The sequence below is a fragment of the Mesorhizobium sp. M0778 genome (assembly GCF_040320105.1).
Classification (GTDB): Bacteria; Pseudomonadota; Alphaproteobacteria; order Rhizobiales; family Rhizobiaceae; genus Mesorhizobium.
In genome coordinates this window covers 137259-157073 of the sequence record NZ_JAMYPA010000008.1, presented here as the reverse complement: position 1 = coordinate 157073, position 19815 = coordinate 137259, and the positions used below count along the sequence as shown (strand labels likewise).

At 63.1% G+C, this 19815-nt stretch carries 8 protein-coding genes and 1 pseudogene; 1 reads left to right on the top strand and 8 read right to left on the bottom strand.

Translation table 11 applies throughout. The features are described 5' to 3' along the window. Position 1: 1 nt before the first annotated feature. Together NKI22_RS13910 and NKI22_RS13905 are read right to left on the bottom strand one after the other, a co-directional pair. Positions 2–2443: a GcvT family protein gene (locus tag NKI22_RS13910; protein WP_352958514.1), complete on the bottom strand. Its 2442-nt coding sequence runs from the start codon at positions 2441–2443 to the stop codon at positions 2–4. 79 nt (positions 2444–2522) lie between these two features. Then, on the bottom strand, positions 2523–4061 hold the full coding sequence (locus NKI22_RS13905) for a trimethylamine methyltransferase family protein (protein WP_352958512.1): 1539 nt from the start codon (positions 4059–4061) through the stop codon (positions 2523–2525). Between the two features lie 218 nt (positions 4062–4279). Here NKI22_RS13905 and NKI22_RS13900 point away from each other — a divergent pair, with 218 nt between their 5' ends. Then, positions 4280–4870, top strand: a complete 591-nt coding sequence (locus NKI22_RS13900; RefSeq protein WP_352495143.1) for a transglycosylase SLT domain-containing protein — start codon at positions 4280–4282, stop codon at positions 4868–4870. 15 nt (positions 4871–4885) lie between these two features. Here NKI22_RS13900 and NKI22_RS13895 read toward each other — a convergent pair. The 6 genes and pseudogenes from NKI22_RS13895 to NKI22_RS13870 all read right to left on the bottom strand — a co-directional run bounded on the left by NKI22_RS13895 (position 4886) and on the right by NKI22_RS13870 (position 19707). Beyond that, positions 4886–7310 (bottom strand): annotated as a pseudogene (locus NKI22_RS13895) (dipeptide ABC transporter ATP-binding protein). 79 nt (positions 7311–7389) lie between these two features. Then, complete coding sequence (locus tag NKI22_RS13890) at positions 7390–8547, bottom strand: ABC transporter permease (protein WP_352482929.1); 1158 nt, start codon at positions 8545–8547, stop codon at positions 7390–7392. 12 nt (positions 8548–8559) lie between these two features. After that, on the bottom strand, positions 8560–9594 hold the full coding sequence (locus NKI22_RS13885) for an ABC transporter permease (protein WP_023720873.1): 1035 nt from the start codon (positions 9592–9594) through the stop codon (positions 8560–8562). A 221-nt stretch (positions 9595–9815) separates the two neighbouring features. After that, the gene (locus tag NKI22_RS13880; RefSeq protein WP_023720874.1) at positions 9816–11468 is read right to left on the bottom strand and encodes an ABC transporter substrate-binding protein; all 1653 of its coding nucleotides are present in this window, start codon (positions 11466–11468) and stop codon (positions 9816–9818) included. A 260-nt stretch (positions 11469–11728) separates the two neighbouring features. Then, positions 11729–17779 carry a translocation/assembly module TamB domain-containing protein gene (locus tag NKI22_RS13875; RefSeq protein ID WP_352814712.1) on the bottom strand — a complete coding sequence of 2017 codons (6051 nt, stop codon included), beginning with the start codon at positions 17777–17779 and terminating at the stop codon, positions 11729–11731. Further along, positions 17779–19707 carry an autotransporter assembly complex protein TamA gene (locus tag NKI22_RS13870; RefSeq protein WP_352814714.1) on the bottom strand — a complete coding sequence of 643 codons (1929 nt, stop codon included), beginning with the start codon at positions 19705–19707 and terminating at the stop codon, positions 17779–17781. The genes NKI22_RS13875 and NKI22_RS13870 overlap by 1 nt, the downstream gene beginning before the upstream one ends. Positions 19708–19815 lie beyond the last annotated feature (108 nt).

The following is a 19815-nucleotide window of genomic DNA, read 5'->3' as shown; positions in this document are numbered from 1 at the left end:
CTCACCCACGCATCCGCTCGAAGTTCGCGTCGAACAGTGGGACCGGCTGCATGCGCGCAACATGGCGTTTGCCCAGAAGCTCGATCTCAAAACCGTCGACTTCGTCGGCAATCTCTTTCGGCACATAGCCGATAGCGACGGATTTTTTCGAATGATGCGCATAGCCGCCCGACGTGACCCAGCCGCGCACGGCGCCGCCATGCCAGATTGGTTCGTCGCCGATGACGTCGGCATCGACAGCATCGACGACAAAGGCCCGCAGCCGCAGTCTGCCGCCTTGCTTGCGCTCTGCCAGCGCCGCCTGCTTGCCGATGAAATCGGCCTCCTTGGCATAGGCGACGAAGCGATCGAGGCCGGCCTCCAGCGGCCCATAGATCGGCCGGTATTCGCGCGCCCATGAGCCGTAATTCTTTTCCAGCCGCAATGCGTTGAGCGCTCGCGAGCCGAACAGGCCGATGCCGAATTCTTCGCCCGCCGCCATCAGCGCCTGATAGGCGGCGCGCTGATATTCCGGCGCCACCCAGATCTCGTAGCCGAGATCGCCGGTGTAGCTGACACGCCCGACCAGACACGGCGCCATGCCGATGTCCATCTTGCTGATGGCCATGAACGGAAAGGCCGTATTCGACACATCAGATCGTGTGACCTTTTCAAGAAGGTTCCGCGTGCTCGGCCCGGCGATCGATAAGCCGGTGAGTTTTGCTCCCAGCGCTTCGATACTGACCGAGCCGTCCTTCGGCAGATGCGCTTCGAACCAGCGCATATGGTACTGCTCGGCGACGCCGGAGCCGGCCAGGAACCAGCCGTCCCTTTCCGAATTTGGGCTGCTGAGATTGGCTAGCGTGAAATCGCCAATCAGCCTGCCGTCTTCCTTCAGCATCGGCGCCAGCGTCATGCGGCCGGGCCTTGGCAGCTTGCAGGCAAGCAGGCGGTCGAGCCAGGCTGCAGCGCCCTCGCCCGTCACCTTGTATTTGGCGAAGCTCGAAATCTCCGACAGGCCAACGCCTTCTCGAACGGTCTTGACCTCATTTGCGACATGCTCGAAATCGCTCGAGCGCCGCCACGAGAACTCGTCCCTCACGCCTTCCGGCGCATACCATAGCGGCACTTCCAGCCCATAGGCGACGCCCCATTGCGCGCCTTTGGCCGACAGGAGATCATAGACCGGTGTGGTCTTGAGCGGCCGTCCAGCGGGCAGTTCCTCGTTGGGGAAGCGGTTCGAAAACCGCCGCGAATAGTTTTCGCGCACCTTGGCGTTGGTATAGGCCATCGTGGCCCAGTCACCGTAGCGCGACACATCCATCGCCCAGATGTCGGCGCCGGGATCGCCCTCGATCATCCAGTTCGACAGCGCCAGCCCGACGCCGCCCCCCTGTGAGAACCCGGCCATGACACCACAGGCCACCCAGAACCCCGGCAGGCCGCGCACCGGCCCGACCAGCGGATTGCCGTCCGGCGCGAAGGTGAAGGGCCCGTTGATGATCTGCTTGATACCGGTGTTCTGGAAGGCCGGGAAATGCCGGAAGCCGACCTCCAGCGATGGCGCGATGCGGTCGATGTCGGGCTCGAGCAACTCGTGGCCGAAGTTCCACGGCGTCTGGAACTCGGACCATGGCTTGTTGGCCTTTTCGTAAGTACCCATCAGCATGCCGCCGCGCTCCTGACGCAGATAGAGCTCGCCATCAAAGTCGACTGCATGGATGATTTCCGTGCCGGTCTTCTGGTTCCAGGCGGCGACTTCCGGCATGTCCTCGGTGATCAGGTACATGTGCTCCATCGCCAGCACCGGCAGCTCCAGCCCGACCATGCGGCCGACCTCGCGCGCCCACAGGCCGCCGGCGTTGACGACATGCTCGGCCACCACCTCGCCCTTGTTGGTAATGACGCGCCACAGCCCGTCGGCGCGCCGCACGATGTCCTCGACCTTGGTGAAGCGCTCAACCTCGGCCCCAAGCTTCCTCGCGGCCTTGGCGTAGGCGTGGGTAACGCCGGATGGATCGAGATGGCCATCCTCGTTGTTGCGGACGGCACCGACGAACTGCTTGGGATCGAGCAGAGGCATCAGTTCGGCGGCTTCGGCCGGCGATATCTCCTCGAGCTCGATGCCGAGATAGCGGCCCTTGGCGACAACGCCGCGCAGCCAGTCGAGCCGCGCCTCGGTCGCCGCCAGCAGCACACCGCCGGTCAGATGCACGCCGGTCGCCTGGCCGGACAGTTCCTCAATCTCCTTGTAAAGCGAGATCGTGTATTTCTGCAGCTTGGCGACATTGGGATCGCCGTTGATCGTGTGCATGCCGCCGGCCGCGTGCCAGGTCGAGCCGGAGGTCAATTCATCGCGCTCCAGGAGCACGATGTCGGTCCAGCCGTGCCGGGCCAGATGGAACAGCACGGAGCACCCGACGACGCCACCGCCAATAACCACGACCTTTGCATGTGATTTCATGGGATTCTCGTCATTTCAAAGAGTTGGATGGGTTTCATGATTCTGGAAGAGAAGAAGATGAATCCGAGAAGAGTGGTGCTTAAGGCTCGCTCTGCCCGATCGCTTCCTTGCGCTTGGCTAGGTACGCCTCCAGCGCCTCGCGCCTGGAGATTTCCATCACCGGCTCGGCGTAGTTCTCCAGCGCCTTCTTCCACAGCCTGGTCGCACGCGACGTGGCGTCGAGCCCACCGGCCTCCTGCCAGGCCTCGTAGTTCTGCCAGTTGGACAGTATCGGCTGGTAGAAGGCCGTGGCGTAGCGCTCCAGCGTGTGTGGCTCGCCGAAGAAGTGGCCGCCGGTCGGAACCGCACCCAGAGCCTCGACGGCAAGCTCGGCCTCGTTGACTTCGATCGGGCGCAAAAACTCCATCATGTGCTGGATCATCTCGACGTCGATGATGAACTTTTCGAACGATGCAGTTAGTCCGCCCTCCTGCCAGCCGGCGGCGTGATAGACGAGGTTGCCGTGGCCTAGCACCGCGCCCCACAGCGCCATCAGCGTCTCATAGGCGCCTTGCGCGTCGGCGGCATTGGAGGCTGAGCCCGGTGTCGTGCGATAAGGCAGCTTGTAACGCCGCGCCAACTGTCCGGACGCGATGTTCGCCTTGGTATTTTCAGGCGTGCCGAAGGCCGGCGCGCCCGATTTCATATCGACATTGGAGGTGAAGGCGCCATACATCACCGGCGCGCCGCGACGGACGAGCTGCGTCAGCACAACGCCAAACAGCGCCTCGGCATTCTGCTGGGCGAGCGCGCCGGCAAGCGTCACCGGGCTCATCGCTCCCATCAGCGTGAACGGCGTCACCGCCACCGACTGGCCGAACTCGGCCATCGTCATCAGCCCCTCGGCCATCATCTCGTCGAAGCGGCGCGGCGAGTTGACCGAAATGATCGTGGTGACCCCGGGATCGTCGCGCATCTCGTCAAGCGTCAGTCCGCGCGCGATTGCCGTCATCTTGATGCCGTCGAGCGCCCTGCCACGGCCGATGGCCGAGACGTGAAAGCTTTTGTCCGTCAGCGTCAGATTGGCGAAATAGGTGTCGAGATGACGGGAATTCGCCGGCAATTCCACCGGCGCGCAGACCTGGTTGCCGAGCATGTGGATGCAGTTGAAATGCTGCGCCAGGCGGACGAGATCGGAATAATCGCGCAAATTGCCGGCACGGCGGCCGCGCTCCATATCGTGCACATTGGGCGGCCCGGCGACGAGCGTGAAGTTGATGGTATTGCCGCCGAGGTGGACGGCATGGGCGGGATTGCGCGGCGTCAGAGTGTAGCTGGACTGTGTCGTCTTCAGCGCTTCCTCGATCATGCCGCGATCGATGCGGACGTTCATCGAGGCATGATCGACCTTGGCCCCGGCCTTCTCGAACAGCGACAGCGCCCGCGGGCTCATCACCTCGATGCCGAAATTCTCCAGGATATGCATAGAGGCTTCATGGATCGCCTCGATCTGGTCGGCCGAGAGCATCGCCATCGGCGGATAAGGGTTTGTCACCCGCCTGAGCGGCAGTTGCGGGATGGCGGTCGGTCCCCTGTTGCTCGTTCGCTCGGCGCCGCGCTTGCGTCTTGGTTCGCTCATGCGGCGCATCAAAGCGCCGGCACGAGGATCGAGCTGTCAAGAATCCGCCACCTGCGGGCGTGATTTTAGCCAAGGCGCCATTCCGGGAATTGCATATCGGTAAAAGCGACAACAAACGTCGGAATCTTCATACTTCCTCAGCGCCTGCCAAAGCGGCCGACGAGCCGTTAAGGAACGCCGCAAGATTCCTTTTATGTTTTCGGCCTAATGCTCTTCCAATGCGTAGGTCGAGTTTTAGTAAAATTGTAGCGATTGCCGTGCCGCTGACGCTTTCGGCATGCGCGACGCCGCCGAACCACATCAACGATGTCTGCGCCGTTTTCGACCAGAACGATGGCTGGTTCGACAACTGGCAGGCGGCGGCACAGCGCGCCGAGCAGAAATATGGGGTGCCGGTCCCCGTGCTGATGGCGACGGTGCGCAAGGAATCCGGCTTCAAGAGCAACGCCAGGCCGCCGCGCACCAAGCTGCTGGGCTTCATTCCCTGGAAACATATCTCCAGTGCCACCGGCTTCTCGCAGGCGCTCGACGGCACCTGGGCGCAATACCAGAACGAGACCGGCAGTTGGGCGGCGCGCCGCACCAGGTTTGCCGATGCCGTCGATTTTGTCGGCTGGTATCATTCCAAGACCGCCGACACGCTCGGCGTCGCCCGCAACGACACCTACAATCTGTATCTCGCCTACTATCTTGGCTGGAATGCCTATAAGCGCGGCAATCGCGGCGGCGCCGACGTGCAGCGCTATGCGCACGCCACCGAACAGATGGCGCAGGACTACGCCGCGCAGCTACGGCAATGCGCGCCCTAGCATATCAACGGTATTTCAGCCGCCCTTGGGTTTGCGCGGCTTGCGCGTGGCGTTCTCAGCTTGGCGGCCGTCGCCGACTGTCGGCGGCGTGATTGGTGCCACCGCGCTATCGGCAGAGCTTGAGATGCCGCCGGTCTCTGAAACCTCGTCGCGAACCTCGTGACGGCGGGCTTTGGCGACCGCTTCGGCATTCTCCGCTGCCTGACCCTCGGCATCGGCTTCAACGCTGCCAGTCTTGCCATGCGGGCGCTTGGGCGGATCTCCAGCAAAGCCCGGGCCAACACCGTGGTTTGCATCATCCGGCACGCCCTCATTCGCCGCGTGTTCCTTGTCGAATTTAATCACCGGCTCCATTTTTGCCAGCACGTCGTCGGCCAGCCAGCACAGGCTCATATGACCGTCGCCGAGATTTTTGACCGGCGGCACCGTAGTTTCGCAAAGATTGTCCGGCACAAGTTTCTTGTAGCCGCAGCGCGTCTGGAACGGGCAGCCCGAGGGCGGGTTCATCGCCGACGGAATGTCGCCTTCGAGCACGATATGCCTTTTCACCACGCTGGTATCGGCAATCGGGATCGCCGACAGCAGCGCCTCGGTATAGGGGTGATAGGGCGGCGAAAATATCTGGTCGGTCGTGCCTTGCTCGACGATATAGCCGAGATACATGACGACGACGCGGTCGGCGATGTAGCGCACCACCGACAGATCGTGGCTGATGAACAGCATCGTGGTCTTGTTCTTGCGCTGGATGTCCATCAAGAGTTCGGTCACCGCCGCCTGGACGGACACATCCAGCGCCGAGACCGGCTCGTCGGCCACCACCACCTTGGCGTCGCCGGCAAAGGCCCGCGCCACGCCGATGCGCTGTTTCTGGCCACCTGAAAGCTGGCGCGGCTTGCGCGTCTCGAATGCCCTTGGCAGCTTCACCAGATCGAGCAGTTCCAGCATCCGCTTGCGGCGGTCGGCCACCGTGTCGCCGACATTGAACTTTTCCAGCGTACGGATGATCTGCGAACCGACCGAATGGCTGGGATTGGAGTGTGTCGAACGGATTTTGGAACACCATCTGGATCGACGACACGGTGTCGACGCTGCGCTTCTCGATCCCGGTCGACTGGATTTCCTTGTTGCCCAGCTTCACGCGGCCGGAGCTTGCCGTTTCGAGGCCGAGCAACACCTTGGCCAGGGTCGATTTTCCGCAGCCGGATTCGCCAACGATAGCGACGGTCTCGGATTCGCGCGCCATGAAAGAGATCGTCTCGTTGGCCTTGACGACACGTCCTTCGCTCGAGCCGAACACTTCGCTGCCGCCGACTTTGTAGTACTTCCTGAGGTCTTCGATCTGGAGCACCGGCGCACCGGGCACCACGCGCTCGTTGACTTTCTTGGCGCCAGGCGGCAGCGCCTCCCAGTCGATCTCGTTGAAGCGTACGCAGCGCGAGAAATGCCCGTCATGGCCTTCGACCGCGATCATCGGAATTTCGGCGGCGTTGCAGACGCCCTCGACGAAATGGTGGCAGCGCGGGCCGAAATTGCAGCCCTTCGGCCGCTCGTGCGGCAGCGGCAACTGCCCCGGAATGGATATCAGAGGCCGCGAATTCTTGTCGGCGCCCGGCAACGGGATCGAGCGGAACAGGCCTTGCGTGTAGGGATGGCGCATCCGGTCGAAGACGTCCTTGATCTTGCCCGTCTCCACCGCTTCGCCCGAATACATCACCGTGATGCGGTCGCAGGTCTCCAGGATCAGGCCGAGATTGTGCGACACGAAGATCATCGAGGTCCCGAACTTCTCGCCCAGCCCCTTGACCAGATCGACGATACCGGCCTCAACCGTCACGTCGAGCGCTGTCGTCGGCTCGTCGAGCAGAAGCAGCGCAGGCTTCGACAGCAGCGCCATGGCAATGACGATGCGCTGCTGCTGGCCGCCGGAAAGCTGGTGCGGGTAGGAACGCATCATGCGCTCGGGATCCGGCAGCTTCACCGCGCGCACCATTTCCAAAGCGCGTTTATGGGCTTCGTCCTTCGACACCTTGTCGTGGATCAGTGGCACTTCCATCAGCTGCTGGCCGACCTTCATCGCCGGGTTCAGACTGGCCATAGGCTCCTGGTAGATCATCGCGATCTTGTTGCCGCGGATGGCGCGCAGTTCCTCGTCGGACAGTTCTCCCATGTCCTTGCCCTGGAACTTGATCTTTCCGCCGACGATCTTTCCGATGTTGGAGAGGTCGCGCATGATGCCGAGCGACACGGTCGACTTGCCGCAGCCGGATTCGCCGACGATGCCCATCGCCTCGCCGGGCATGACCGTGCAGGAAAAATCCATGACGGCCGGGATCTCGCCCTTGCGGGTGAAGAAGGAGATCGACAGGTTCTCGATCTCGATGATCGGCCCACTGGTCGGCCCATTGGTCGGCTTGGCGGGATTTCGAACTGCCTCATTCATGGGTCGCTCCAATCCTTGTTCTGCAGGCATGTCGGGCCGAACCCGGCATCGATCTTTCCCGGTTCAATCTTTCCCGGCATCAATCCTTCATCGACTGTTCGCGCAACGAATCCGCCAGGAGGTTGAGGCCGAGCACGAACGACATCAATGCGATCGTCGGCGGCAGCGCCGGGTGGATGAACGAGCGCAGCAGCCGGCTGGCATCCTTGATCGCCGTGCCCCAGTCCGGGCTTTCCGGCGCCAGTCCCAGCCCGAAATAGCCGAGCGTGCCGAGCAGGATCGTGGTGTAGCCGATGCGCAGGCAGGCGTCGACGATAAGCGGCCCGCGCGCATTGGGCAATATCTCCCACAGCATGATGTACCAGGGCGATTCACCGCGCGTCTGCGCCGCCGCAACATAGTCGCGCGTTTTGATATCCATGACCAGGCCGCGCACGATGCGGAACACGCCCGGGCTGGAGGCGAACACCACTGCCACGAAGATGTTGAGCTGGTTAGGATCGATGTGGATGATCTTGAACGGATCGGCGTCGAAGACAAGGCCGGCATAGATCCAGCCGCCAACGACCAACGTCAAGCCAAGCAGGATATAGAGGCGGTCGGGGCGGTTCTTATAGCGCGTCCAGAACAGCACACTGAAGAAGATGATCGGAAACAGGAAGAACAGCCCGGCCATCGCGTAGGGGATCGGCGTGTCCATGATGCCTGGCGTCACCAGCAGGTAGAACAGCAGGATCACCGGGAAGGCCAGCACAAGGTTTGCGAGGAAGGACAGCACCGTATCGATCCTGCCGCCGTAATAGCCAGCCGGCAAGCCGAGCGTGATGCCGACCATCAGCGCAAAGCCGGTTGCCGCCGGCGCGATGATCAGCACGATCTGGCTGCCATAGACCATGCGGGAGAACACGTCGCGGGCGAGCTTGTCGCCGCCGAAATAGTATACAAGCTTCGACGCCGGCTCGATCGCGCCCGGCAGCGCGTCCTTCATGATCGGCACCTGGGCGAGCGGATCGAAGGGCGCGACGGTCGATGCGAAGATCGCCGTGAACAGCCAGAACAGGCAGATGCCGACGCCGACGATGCCGACGCCGCTGTCGAAAAGCTGGCCGTAAAGGCCAAGCTTCTTCTTGTAGCCGAAGCTCGCCCCCATCACCAGGGCGAGAGCGATCCAGACCGGCCAGAAGCGGGTAAGCACGCCGAGTACGACGTTGAAGGCGCTGAGATATTCGACCTGCATCCGCCCGGTCTCCTATTGAACTCTGATGCGCGGATTGAGGAACGCGTAGCCGACATCGGAGATGAGCTGTGTGATCAGGACGATAAACACCGAGACCAGCGAGCAGCCGAGCAGAAGATCGATGTCGTTGTTGCCGGCCGCCTCGACCAGCGTGTAGCCGAACCCCTGGTAGCGGAACATCACCTCGACGATGACGACGCCGGTGAGCAGCCAGGGGAACTGCAGCATGATGACCGTGAACGGTGCGATCAGCGCGTTGCGCAGAGCGTGCTTTACCACCACGCTGCCGAAGGAGAGGCCCTTCAGCCGGGCGGTTCGGATATATTGCTGCGTCATCACCTCGACCATCGAGGCGCGGGTCATGCGGGCGATGTAGCCGATGCCGTAGATCGCCAGCGTCATCACCGGCAAGGTGAAATTGTAGAAGGTGATGCCCTGGCTGGCCGAGGCCGCCGAGCCGTTCAGCACGCCGAGCCAGGAGGCGAAGATGACGGTGAAGATGACGCCCGAAACATATTCGGGCGTCGCCGTCGAGGCGATCGACGCCACCGACAATGTGCGGTCGGTGCGTGAGCCCTCGCGCATGCCGGCAAGAATGCCGATCAGGAGCGAGACCGGCACCATAACCGCAAGCACGCAGAGCATCAGGATGCCGGTGGCGCTGAGCGCCGGAAAGAGTTTCGAGGCGACCGTCGTCTTGAATTTGGTCGAGCAGCCGAAATCGCCTTGCAGGATGCCGGAAAATGTCGGCACGACCGGATCGTTGCAGAAGGAGAAACGCTGCGCTGGCTTGCCTGTCGCCGGGTCGGTCACCGGCTGCTTGGGCACGACGCCCAGCCATTGTCCGTAGCGGACAAAGAAATTCTGCCGATAGCCATGATTGACCAGCCAAGCCTCGAGCTGCTCGGCCGATGTGTGCATTTCGGTTTGGCTGATCGCGAGCTTCTTCAGATTGGGCCCGAGATTGACCAGGAAGAAGACGATCATCGTCAGGCACAGCATCGTCAATGCCATGGTGCCGAGACGCCTGATAACGAAAGAAAGCATGGCGGTCCCCTGCCGGTCGGGTTGGGGGGTGGAACCGGTTTGCAAGCCGTGCCCTGCCGCCAGCGGCAGAACAAGCCTTCAGACCAGTCCCAGATGCAATACCCTTTTTATTGCAGACCCCGGCCGAAGAGTCCGCAACTTTTTGCTGCGCCGACTTCCGGTCCAAGGACCATGCAACGAGCGAGAGAAAGGGGCCAGACGCCCCTTTCCGGATCGTCCGGTCAGGCCTGGTCGAGCCAGACCTTACCGTAGTCGCGCTCGAAGGTCGGGTGCATCTTGTAGTTCTGCACCGCCTTGACCGAATGGCTGTAGAGCTTGCGCCAATAAGGCTGGATGATAATGCCGGAATCCTGCAGGATCTGCTCGATATCCTTCATCATTTCCTTGCGCTTGGCGGCGTCGGCAACTGCCAGCGCAGCGTTGAGCTTGGCATCCCACTCGGGATTCGACCAAGCCGTCTCGTTCCAGGCTTCACCTGTACGATAGCCGATCGCCAGAACCTGGACGCCGAGCGGCCGCATGTTCCAGTTGGTCATCGACAGCGGATACTTCGTCCAGTCGTTCCAGAAGGTCGAACCCGGCAGCACCGTACGCTTTACCTTGATGCCGGCGTCGCGCATCTGCGCGGCGATCGCATCGCCGGTGTTCTTGTGCCAGTCTTCGTCGACCGTGATCAGCTCGTGCTCGAAATCGGCTTGGCCGGCTTCCGCCATCAGCGCCTTTGCCTTGGCCGGGTCGCGAGCAACCTTCGGCAATTCGTAGTATTCCGGATGGATCGGGGCGACATGGTGGTTCTCGGCAACCGTGCCGGCATTGCCGTAGCCGAGCTGGAGGACGACAGCGTTGTCGACCGCGAGCTGCAGGGCGTTGCGAACCTTCTGGTCGCCGTAAGGCTTGTTGGTCACATTGGTGCGGCAGACGATCGTCGAAGCGGTGACGACCTCGGACTTCGCCAGGTCCATGCCGTCGAGGATCGACACATAGTCGGCCGAGGTTTCGAAATTGGTGTGCACTTCGCCAGCTTCGAAAGCGCTGACCATCGCCGCCGGATCGGTGCCGTAGTCGATGAACTCGATGCCGTCGAGGAAGACCTCGCCATCCCACCACTTGTTGTCTTCACGACGCTTGTAGACCACTTTCTGGCCGACATCGTAAGAGACCAGCTCGAACGGCCCAGTGCCGATCGGGCAGGACTTGAAGTCGCCGCCTTTTTCGTCGAACGTCTTGTGGACGATGAGGCCGGGATAGTCGCACACGTTGGGAATGAGGGCGATATCGGGCTTGCTGAGCGTCAGCTTGATCGTGTGGTCGTCGACCTTGGTCACCGCGCTCTCATCCAGCTTGTCGTCCTTGACCAGCGAACCGAGGCGACCGGGCATAGAATTGCCTTCGGCCTTCTTGTCGGCCCAACGCTTGAGGTTGAAGATGACGTCGTCTGCGGTGAACGGATCGCCGTTGTTCCAGGTGACGCCTTTGCGCACATGCAGCGTGTATTCGGTAGCGTCGTCATTCACGTCCCAGCTCTCCAGCAGATAGGGGCGGAATGTGTATTCGGTGGTATATTTGACCAGCGGCTCGAGCGCCTGACGCTCGGCATTGGCGATTTCCGACCAGTCGGACTTGCGCGGATCCTTCGGATCCTTGATCCACTGCGCGACCTTCAATACGCCGCCTTTCTTGCCCTGGACCTCTTCCGCCTTGGCCGGCGTGGGGTCTGCAAGGCCAAGCATGCCATATGCCATCGCCGTCGACGCACCGAAGACGCTGGCGAGAGCCAGAAATTCGCGACGATCCATCTTGCCTGCCTTGGCGTCTTCGGCCATGGCCAGGATGTGATCGGGAACGCGGTCGCCGTTACTCTTGTAGATCGTCATGACTAACTCCCATTGTTGGCTTTCTGCCTTTTAACATTCCGCATTCGCGCCATGATGTCAAAGACGGCACGGATTGGGAACATGCCAAGGAATGTGCAACTTTGAAAGCAGGGCGGTTCGCGCGATAACGACAGTCTTGGCGCAAATTTGCTACTGCGCCAGGGATTTCGCGCGAAATCTCCACGGACAATTAAACCGGGACATTTGCTGCTGCGCCGCTCGTTCTTCGGGCAACCAACTGTTCTGCGCGAACAGCCGTTTCAATATTCCCGTTCATAGAAAACACCGCCTTTGGCTTCGCCGGCGTCGGTTGCCTCACCACGCAGCTTGACGCCGCGCCCGACGTCGAGATCGACGGTTGCCTTGCCCGAGCCGGGCCTATCGCCCTTCTGGATCGTCACGTAAGTGCGGTCGTTGAGATACTTGCCCGCCGAGACGGCGGTGCCGCCCTCTTCGTCGGTGATTACGTCGAGATCGTCGACGCCGATCGCGCTGCGCAGGTTCTGCAGCAGGGAGGTCGAGCCGCCGACGCCGGCCAGTTGTCCGGCAGCCTCGGCAAGCTGCGCGATCTGCAGCGGCGACAGGTTCGACATCGAACGGCCGAAGATCAGCTGCGCCAGCACCTCGTCCTCCGGCAGCGCGGGTACCGAGGAGAAGGTGAATTTCGGGTTGGTCGCCTCGCCCGACACCACGATGGTCACGGTGGCGCTGGTTGTCTTGGATTGCGCCGTAAGGTTGAGGTAGGGCACCAGAGAGCCCGAGAAGCCGACCGTGCCTTCGGTGAAGGTCAGCTGCTTGGCAAGGATCGTCAGCCGCCCGCGCCGCAAGGTGAAGGTGCCGACCGCCTGGGGTGACGATGCCGAACCGGTCAGCCGCAGCGAACCGCCGAGCTCGGCGTCGACGCCCCTGCCCTGGATGAAGATCTGGCTCGGCGCATTGATCGTGACGTCGAGGTTGAGGCCACTGCCGCCGCCACGGCTGCTTGCAGCGGCCGGGCGCAACGCCTTGTCCTGCGCACGCACGGCTGCCGGCGCATTCTTGTGCTTGACGTTGAGCTCGGCCAGCGAGCCGGGCAGCTTTTCGGGTACGGTGATGACGGTCTTGGCCAGGTTGACGGTACCGGAAATCACCGGCCCGGAGGTGAGCGGTCCCTTGATGGTCAGGTCGCCGCCGAGGTTAGCAGTGACCACCTTGCCGTCGGTATAACGGCCGTCGACCAGTTTGACCGACAGGTCGGCTGGGAAACCCTTAGCCGGATCGATGCCGACGGTGCCGCTGGCCGAAAGGCTGCCACGCGTCGACAGCGTGCCGGTCAGGCGGTTGATCCTGGCCACGCCACCACCGATAGCGACATCGGCGGTGATGTCGTTGATCGCAAGCCCCGAGCGCGCGTCGACCAGGCGGGCGCCTGACGTACGGACCGTGCCTGAGATCACCGGCGACGTCGCCGGGCCGCGCACCTGCACATCGACGTCGGCCGTGCCGCTCAAGGACAGGCCTTGCGCGGCGAGTGTCCTGGTGAGGAAGGCGAACGGCACCTTGCCGGAAAAGTTGAGATCAAGGGTGGGCGCGCCTGATGTCGTCATCGTGCCGCCGCCCTTGAGGCCAAGGCCGGCGGCATCGCTCATGTTGGCGTCGAAGGTCAGTCTGTTGCCCGAATACGTACCTGAAGACGAAACGCCCATGCCGCCGAAACCTGCACCGCGGGTCTGCGACGTCTGAACGCCTGTGGCGTCGATCTTGAAGGCGACGGCCGGATTGGCCGGCGCGCCCGTCACCTTCACCGTGCCCGAGACGGAGCCGGCGGCATCGAGGCCAGGCGAAAAACTGTTGGCTATCGAGATCGGGACGCGGGCCAGCGTCGCGTTGAGGTCGAGCGCCTGCCCAGCCTTGCCCGTGACCGTCGCCGTTCCGCCGCCGAGGTTGAGCACCAGCCTGTCGAGGCTGGTCACTCCATTGGCGATGTTGATGGTCGAGGCCTGGGCGATAGCCGCCTTGATGCCGCGAATGGTCGCCTCGCCGGAGGCAAGTTCGACCGTCGTCGTGCCCTTGACCGCCCTGACCCGGCCGCCGGCCTTCAGCGGAATATCCTTCACGGTGGCGCCACCGGAGAAACCGGTCCATTCGCCGTCGCGCTTGAGATCGACGTCGACACCACGGATAACCGTGCCGCCGGAAGTGACGCTGTCGGCACGGATTTTTCCGGAGATCACCGGTGCCGCCAGGTAGTTGGCGATCAGCGCATCGATGGTCACGGCCTTGGCCGAGACATCGCCGCGCGAGATCGAGCCCGTCGTCGCCTTGATGGCGACCTGCGGCACGGCGCCAGCCTTGGAGAAGGCGATCGTGCCGCGCACATCGCCATCGGCCTTTTCCAGTGCCAGGGCAGCAAGCGGACCGATATCGGGCAGGTCCAGTGCTACCGTACCGACCGGCACGAAGGCATCGTCGAGCGCCAGGTCGCCGGAAATACGGTTCTTGCCCAGCGACAGCAAAAGCCCGTTGATGGCGCGTTTGCCGTCCGATGTCGCCAGCACGGCACTACCCTGCAGCGACTGGCCCGCGACATTTCCGGTGAGTTGTACATTCGCCGCCGGGTTGGCGGCATCAGCCTTGCCGGTGGCGGTGAGCTTCAGTCCGGTGATCTCACGCGCCGCCACCGAAAGCCTATCGCTGTTGACAGTCAGCGACAGATCCGGCGCGGTGCTGGCGCCTTGCGCATTCAGCGCGAAAGAAATAGCGCCTTTGGCATCCTTGGATAGCAGCGAGACGTCGCCCAGCGCGCCTTTGACGTCGGCGCTCAGCTTGTTATCGGCAAGGCTCGCCTGCCCGTCTGCGGTCAGCGCGCCTGATGACAGCCTGATCGCGTTGGCGGTGACATTGCCGTTGGCGTCCCGCTTCAGCGCGGCACTGAGTTGCGTCCGCTCGGCGAGCATGCCACGCGCCGCTACCGGCAGCGCCGCCGACGCGGCATCCGCCTTGAGATTTAGATCGATGGCGCCGTCGGCCAGCGAGACCCGCCCGTTGAAGCCGCTGTTCAACGCGTCGCTGGTCACGGTGCCGCTATCGATGATGACAGCGTCGGCGGCAAGGCTGCCGGCGACTTTGGCAGTGACCTTGCCGGCGATCAGCGGCGCGACGGTCGGATTGTCGAGGCCGATTTTTTCGGCGGTCACCGAGCCGGAGATCGGCCCGCTCCGGGCTTTCACGTCGAAGCGGTCGGAGTGCAGCGCAAGCGTGATGCCCTCGATCTTAGCTAGATTGGTGGCGGCCGATGGCAGCGTCGCGGAGATGTCGAGCTTCGGCTGGGTGCCCTGCCCGGCCGCCTTTAGCGACAGCGTCTGCAGCTCGAGCTTGATCGGGCTCTCCTTGCTGCCGAGCGAAAGCGGCAGGCTCGGGCCGGTGGATGCGAGGTCGAGCGAGAAATCGCTGGCACCGTTCGGATTGATGGTGCCGGCTGCCTTGCCGGAGATTTTCTCGCCGGCAAGCGTCGCATGCTCGATGGCGACGCCGCTGGCCGACGAGAAACGGCCAGCCGCATCGAGATTGAGCGGCCCGAGCCCGGCCCGCCGGGTCTGGCTGGTTTCGCCGCCGCTGAGCCGGGCGTTGAAGCGAATGTCTGGGGCAGCCGACGATCCCGTGACTTGCGCGGTGCCGCTGAGCGTGCCCGCGGCATCGAGGCCCGGTGAAAAATCATTGGCAAGTGCTGCCGGCACCGCCGACAAGGTGGCAGCGAGATCGAGCGTCTGGCCAGCCGTACCCGACACGGCAACCGAACCACCGCCGACACCGAGCGCCAGTTTCTCTATGCTCACCATGCCATTGGCGATTGTCAGCGCCGATGGCTGCGCGACCGCTGCCTTGATGCCGCGGATGGTCGCCTCGCCGGAGGCAAGCTCGATGCTGGTGATGCCGTTCGCAACCCTGACCCGCCCGGCCGCGCTGGCCGGAATGCCGGCGACCGTGGCGCCGCCGCTAAAGCCGGTCCAGTCGCCATCGCGCTTCAGGTCGACGTCGATGCCGCTGATCACCGTGGTTCCGGAGGTGATCGTGTCGGCCTTGATCTTGCCGGAGATCGCCGGGGCTTTGAGATAATTGGCGACCAGAGCGTTGACGGCGATTGTCTTCGCCGCCAGTTCGCCGCGCGAAATCGCGGCGCTCGTCGCATCGATCGCGACCGTCGGCGCACCATTGTCATTCGCGAAACGGATCGTGCCACGCACGTCGCCGGCTACCGTTTGGCCGGCAAGTCTGGCCAGCGGAGCAATATCCGCGGCATCGAGGTTCAACGTGCCGAGCGGCAGCAGGTTGTCGTCGAGCCCGAGGTTGCCGGAGACCTTGTTGTCGGCCAGTGAGACGGCAAGTCCATTGATGGAGCGCTTGCCGTCGGTGGTGACCAGCGATGCCTTGAGGTCGAGCGGCTGGTCGTCGACCGAGCCGGTCAGCGAGACATCGGCGGCAGGGCTGGCAATGTCGGCCTTGCCGCTCGCGCTCAACTTGATCTGCTTCACCGCATGGCCGGACGCCGTCAGGCTGTCGCTGTTGGCCGAAACCGAGAAATCCGGTGCGCTGCGCGCGCCGCTTGCTGTCAGCGCGAAACCGACGGCGCCGCCGACCTTCGCGCCGACCAGCGGCGACAGTATCGACACGTCGCCGAGCGTGCCCTTGATATCGGCCCGGATATCGGTGCCTTGCGCACTGGCGGTGCCGCTGGCACTAAGCGTACCGGAGGTGAGCTGCAATGCGTTGGCGGCGAACGCACCGTCCGGGTCGCGTGTCGCGGTTGCGGAAAACTGCACACGCTCGCCGAGAACCGAGCTGATCTGCGGCGGCAGCGCCGCCGAAGCCGCGTCGGCATTCATCTTGAGCGTCATCGACAGATCGGCCAGCGCCACAGTGGCCGTCACGGACGCATTGAGCGCGTCGCTGCGCAGCGTGCCTTGGTCGACAACGACCTGTTCCTTGCTGACCGAGCCGGCGAGACCGGCGCTGACCCTTCCCGTTATCAGCGGCGCCAATGTCGCAACGTCGGTGTTCAGGCCGGCCGCCGTCAGCTTGATGGTGACGGGCCCGCTACGGTTCTGGATGTCGAAGCCATCAGAATGCACTTGCCCGATCAGGTCGTCCACCCGCGTGCCGCCCGCCACCACGGAGACCAGCGACGCGCCGATATCCATCATCGGCGCCTTGCCATCGCCGAAAGCGCGGGCCGTGGCGTCCTTGATCGCCACGGTTATCGGCTGTGCCTCGCTGCCGAGGCTAAGCACGATCGGCGGTCCTTTCGCGGCGAGTTTCACAGAAAGATCGCTGACGCCGTTCGGATCGACAATGCCGGCGGCGGTCGCGTGCACGGCGCCGCTGTCGATATTGGCGCGCTCGACATCGACGCCGCCGGCCGCGGTCGCTGTGCCGGCGAGGTCGAAGCTGGTCTTGCCGGCAAACAGCGGTTTCAGGGTTTCGGGCAGGAAGCGCTCGAATTCGCCATCGCCGTTGGCCTCGACATAATGACCCTTGTCGGTGAGCTGATGGCGACCGGTCAGTTGAGTGACGATCCGGCCGTCGACAACGAAGGTCCCAATACCATTCCAGTTGGCGAGCGGTCCTGTGCCGGAAACGACAATGTCGACTGGCGGCGTGCCCGGCAGCTTGAGCAGGTTGGCGATGATGCCGCCGGCCGGCTCGGATGCCTTGAGGTCGAGGTCGAGCTTGTTGTCGGCCGGCGCGAAATGGGCTTTGGCGTCGACTGTGCCTTGCTTGCCGTCGTGGCGAACGATGTTGAGATTGGTCTCGATAGCCAGCGGCGAGGCATCCGCCTTGAGCGCTCCCTTGGCTGCCAGCTCGGCGACACCGCTGCCGGCCAGAGCCTGCCCGAGTGCGATTTCGGGAAGGTCGAGCTGCTTGACGTCGATGGAAACCGGCAGCGTGGTCGCCCCGCTTTGGCTCGGCTGTGTGCTGGCCACCGGCAGCCGTGCCAACTCGACCCGTTCGGCCCCAATGCGATCGGCGTTGAAGCTCTTCGACAGGAGTGCCAGCGGCGACCAGTCGACGGCCACCTTGCGCGCCACCATCCAGGCGCCTTCGCGATCCTCCAGAACGACATGATCGACCCTCAGCGCGCCCGACCAGATACCGTCGATGCCGACGACAGTGACCTTGCGATCGCCGGTCGAGGCCATGGTCGAGATGATGCCGGCAAGGTTTTCGCGACCGCGCTCGGTTTTGGTCAGCACGACGAGCGCCCCCACCGCCGCTGCCACGACGATGAGCAGCGTGTAGAAAAGGATACGAAGGATGCGCCTGAATATTGCCATCAGAATGCCTGGCCGATGCCGGCATAAATGCCGAAATGAGGATCGTCGGGGCCGCGGTTGAGCGGCACTGCCGCGTCGATCCGCAGCGGCCCGAACGCCGTCAGATAGCGCAAGCCTACACCCGCGCCGACCTTCATGTCCGAAAAATCGGGGACCTGCCTGGTGGACACCGTGCCGGCATCGACGAACGGCACGACGCCGATCTTGTCGGTGACGGCGATGCGCATCTCGACCGAGGTCTCGAAGAAGGAAAGCCCGCCGATCGGCTCTCCGTTGCTGTCCTTCGGGCCGATGCCCTGATAGGCATAGCCGCGCACCGAGCCGCCGCCGCCGGAGTAGAAGCGGCGGTCGGCCGGAACATCCTGAAGACCGGCGCCGATGATCGAGCCGATGGCGACACGTTCGGCGAAAACGAATTTCGAGGCCGAATCGAGCGACTGGTAGGCCGACCCCTCGCCCTTCAGCTTGACGAACGCAGCCCCGCTCAAAATGTCGTAGCTCGGCTCGGCATAGGCCAGCACCCTGAAGCCCCTGGTCGGATTGAGCTTGCTGTCGCGATTATCGTAGACATATTGCAGCGGAATGCTGGCGATCAGATAGGTGTGCTTGCCGAAAGCGTCGTGGATCCTGGAATAGTCGAGCGCGACTTGCGCGGAAACCGTCTGCTTCTTGTCGAGTTCGTAGGACAGGCCGGTGCTGCCCTTGACCGAGAAATGGTCGTAGGCGTCGGGGTGCTCCAGCACGGTATTGACGCTGGCAATGAATTTCGACGCCGGCCCGACCACGCCCGGCTTTTCGAACATGACGCCGGCATTATAATTGAGCTGGGTCAAGTCGTTGCTGCCGATGCCGCTGATCTTGCCGTCGATGCGCAGCTTTTCGGCGCGGCCAAACAGATTGCGGTGCCCCCAATAGCCTTCGAGGCCCAGCCCTTCGGTGTTTGAGAAACTGCCGCCAATGCCGAAATAGCGCGGCTTGCGTTCGCTTACCTGGACACCGATCGGGATGTTGCCGTCGGCGTCGAGCGCGTCGGCTTCCTTCACCGTCACGCTGTTGAAGACCTCGAGCCCGAGCAGCCGGTCGCGCGCATCGTCGATCTCATCGGGCGAATATTGGCGGCCGCGCTTCAGGCCGGTCATATATTCGGTGAAGTCGCGGTCGATCTTTTCGGTGCCCTCGACAGTGGTGTCGCCATAGCCGGCGACCGGCCCGGCCGCGACGGTGAGCGTCACGTCGAGCGTCGAACCGGCGTGCTCGGCGACGATCTCGCGGCCCGTCACCTTGGCCAGCGGCCTGCCTTCTTGCTTGAGTGCCCGCACGATCGCCGCCTCGGCCTTGAGCACGGCGCCCGAACTGGCGTCACCGCCGGCGATCAGACCGAAGTCGGCACTTGCCAGCCCCGCTGCATCGCCTTTCAGCCTGATGTTGCCAAGCGTGAATTTCGGCCCGGCTGCTATGCTTATCACCACCGGAATCGGCTGCGGGCCGGAAAACTCGGCATCGGGCGGCAGATCGTCGAGCGGCTTGCCCTGAATAGTGATGGTGACGACACCCTCGTAGCGCGCGTCCGCGTAGAGCGCGGCGACAAGTTGCTCACGGTCGCTGCGCGCCTTGGCCAAAAGACCCAGCGAACCTGATACCGGGTGTTCCTCGTCGGCTTTCAGCGCCGAGGCGTTTTCGAGCTTCTCGGCAAGATCCTCGTCGGCGTCGGGCGCTTCTATCGTCACGGCATAGCGCAGTGGGTCGACGATGTCGGCATCTTCGTCCTTTGACGACCCCCACAGCTTGATGCCGAAAATCTCGAAGGCTGCCGCACTTCCGGTTTCGGCAACAAGTGCCGTCGAGCACAACAAAGCGAAAAGCAGGGCGCGCGAAAGCGCGCGCTGTGGCGCGGTTCCTCCCGACATCTGCCTTTCATACGCCGGCATTATGCTCCTAGCCTAGCTCGCAAACCTAAAATTGGAATGAAGTTCTGAAGCACTCGTAAAGGGGCCACAATCCAATTGCTGAAATAGACAGGGCTTGGAACTCACACC

What these genes read in the sequence shown, in the direction of transcription:
- NKI22_RS13875 (WP_352814712.1), bottom strand. Translation starts at nt 17,779, where the DNA reads ATGGCAATATTCAGGCGCATCCTTCGTATCCTTTTCTACACGCTGCTC.
- NKI22_RS13905 (WP_352958512.1), bottom strand. Translation starts at nt 4,061, where the DNA reads ATGAGCGAACCAAGACGCAAGCGCGGCGCCGAGCGAACGAGCAACAGG.
- NKI22_RS13870 (WP_352814714.1), bottom strand. Translation starts at nt 19,707, where the DNA reads ATGCCGGCGTATGAAAGGCAGATGTCGGGAGGAACCGCGCCACAGCGC.
- NKI22_RS13880 (WP_023720874.1), bottom strand. Translation starts at nt 11,468, where the DNA reads ATGACGATCTACAAGAGTAACGGCGACCGCGTTCCCGATCACATCCTG.
- NKI22_RS13890 (WP_352482929.1), bottom strand. Translation starts at nt 8,547, where the DNA reads ATGCAGGTCGAATATCTCAGCGCCTTCAACGTCGTACTCGGCGTGCTT.
- NKI22_RS13900 (WP_352495143.1), top strand. Translation starts at nt 4,280, where the DNA reads ATGCGTAGGTCGAGTTTTAGTAAAATTGTAGCGATTGCCGTGCCGCTG.
- NKI22_RS13910 (WP_352958514.1), bottom strand. Translation starts at nt 2,443, where the DNA reads ATGAAATCACATGCAAAGGTCGTGGTTATTGGCGGTGGCGTCGTCGGG.
- NKI22_RS13885 (WP_023720873.1), bottom strand. Translation starts at nt 9,594, where the DNA reads ATGCTTTCTTTCGTTATCAGGCGTCTCGGCACCATGGCATTGACGATG.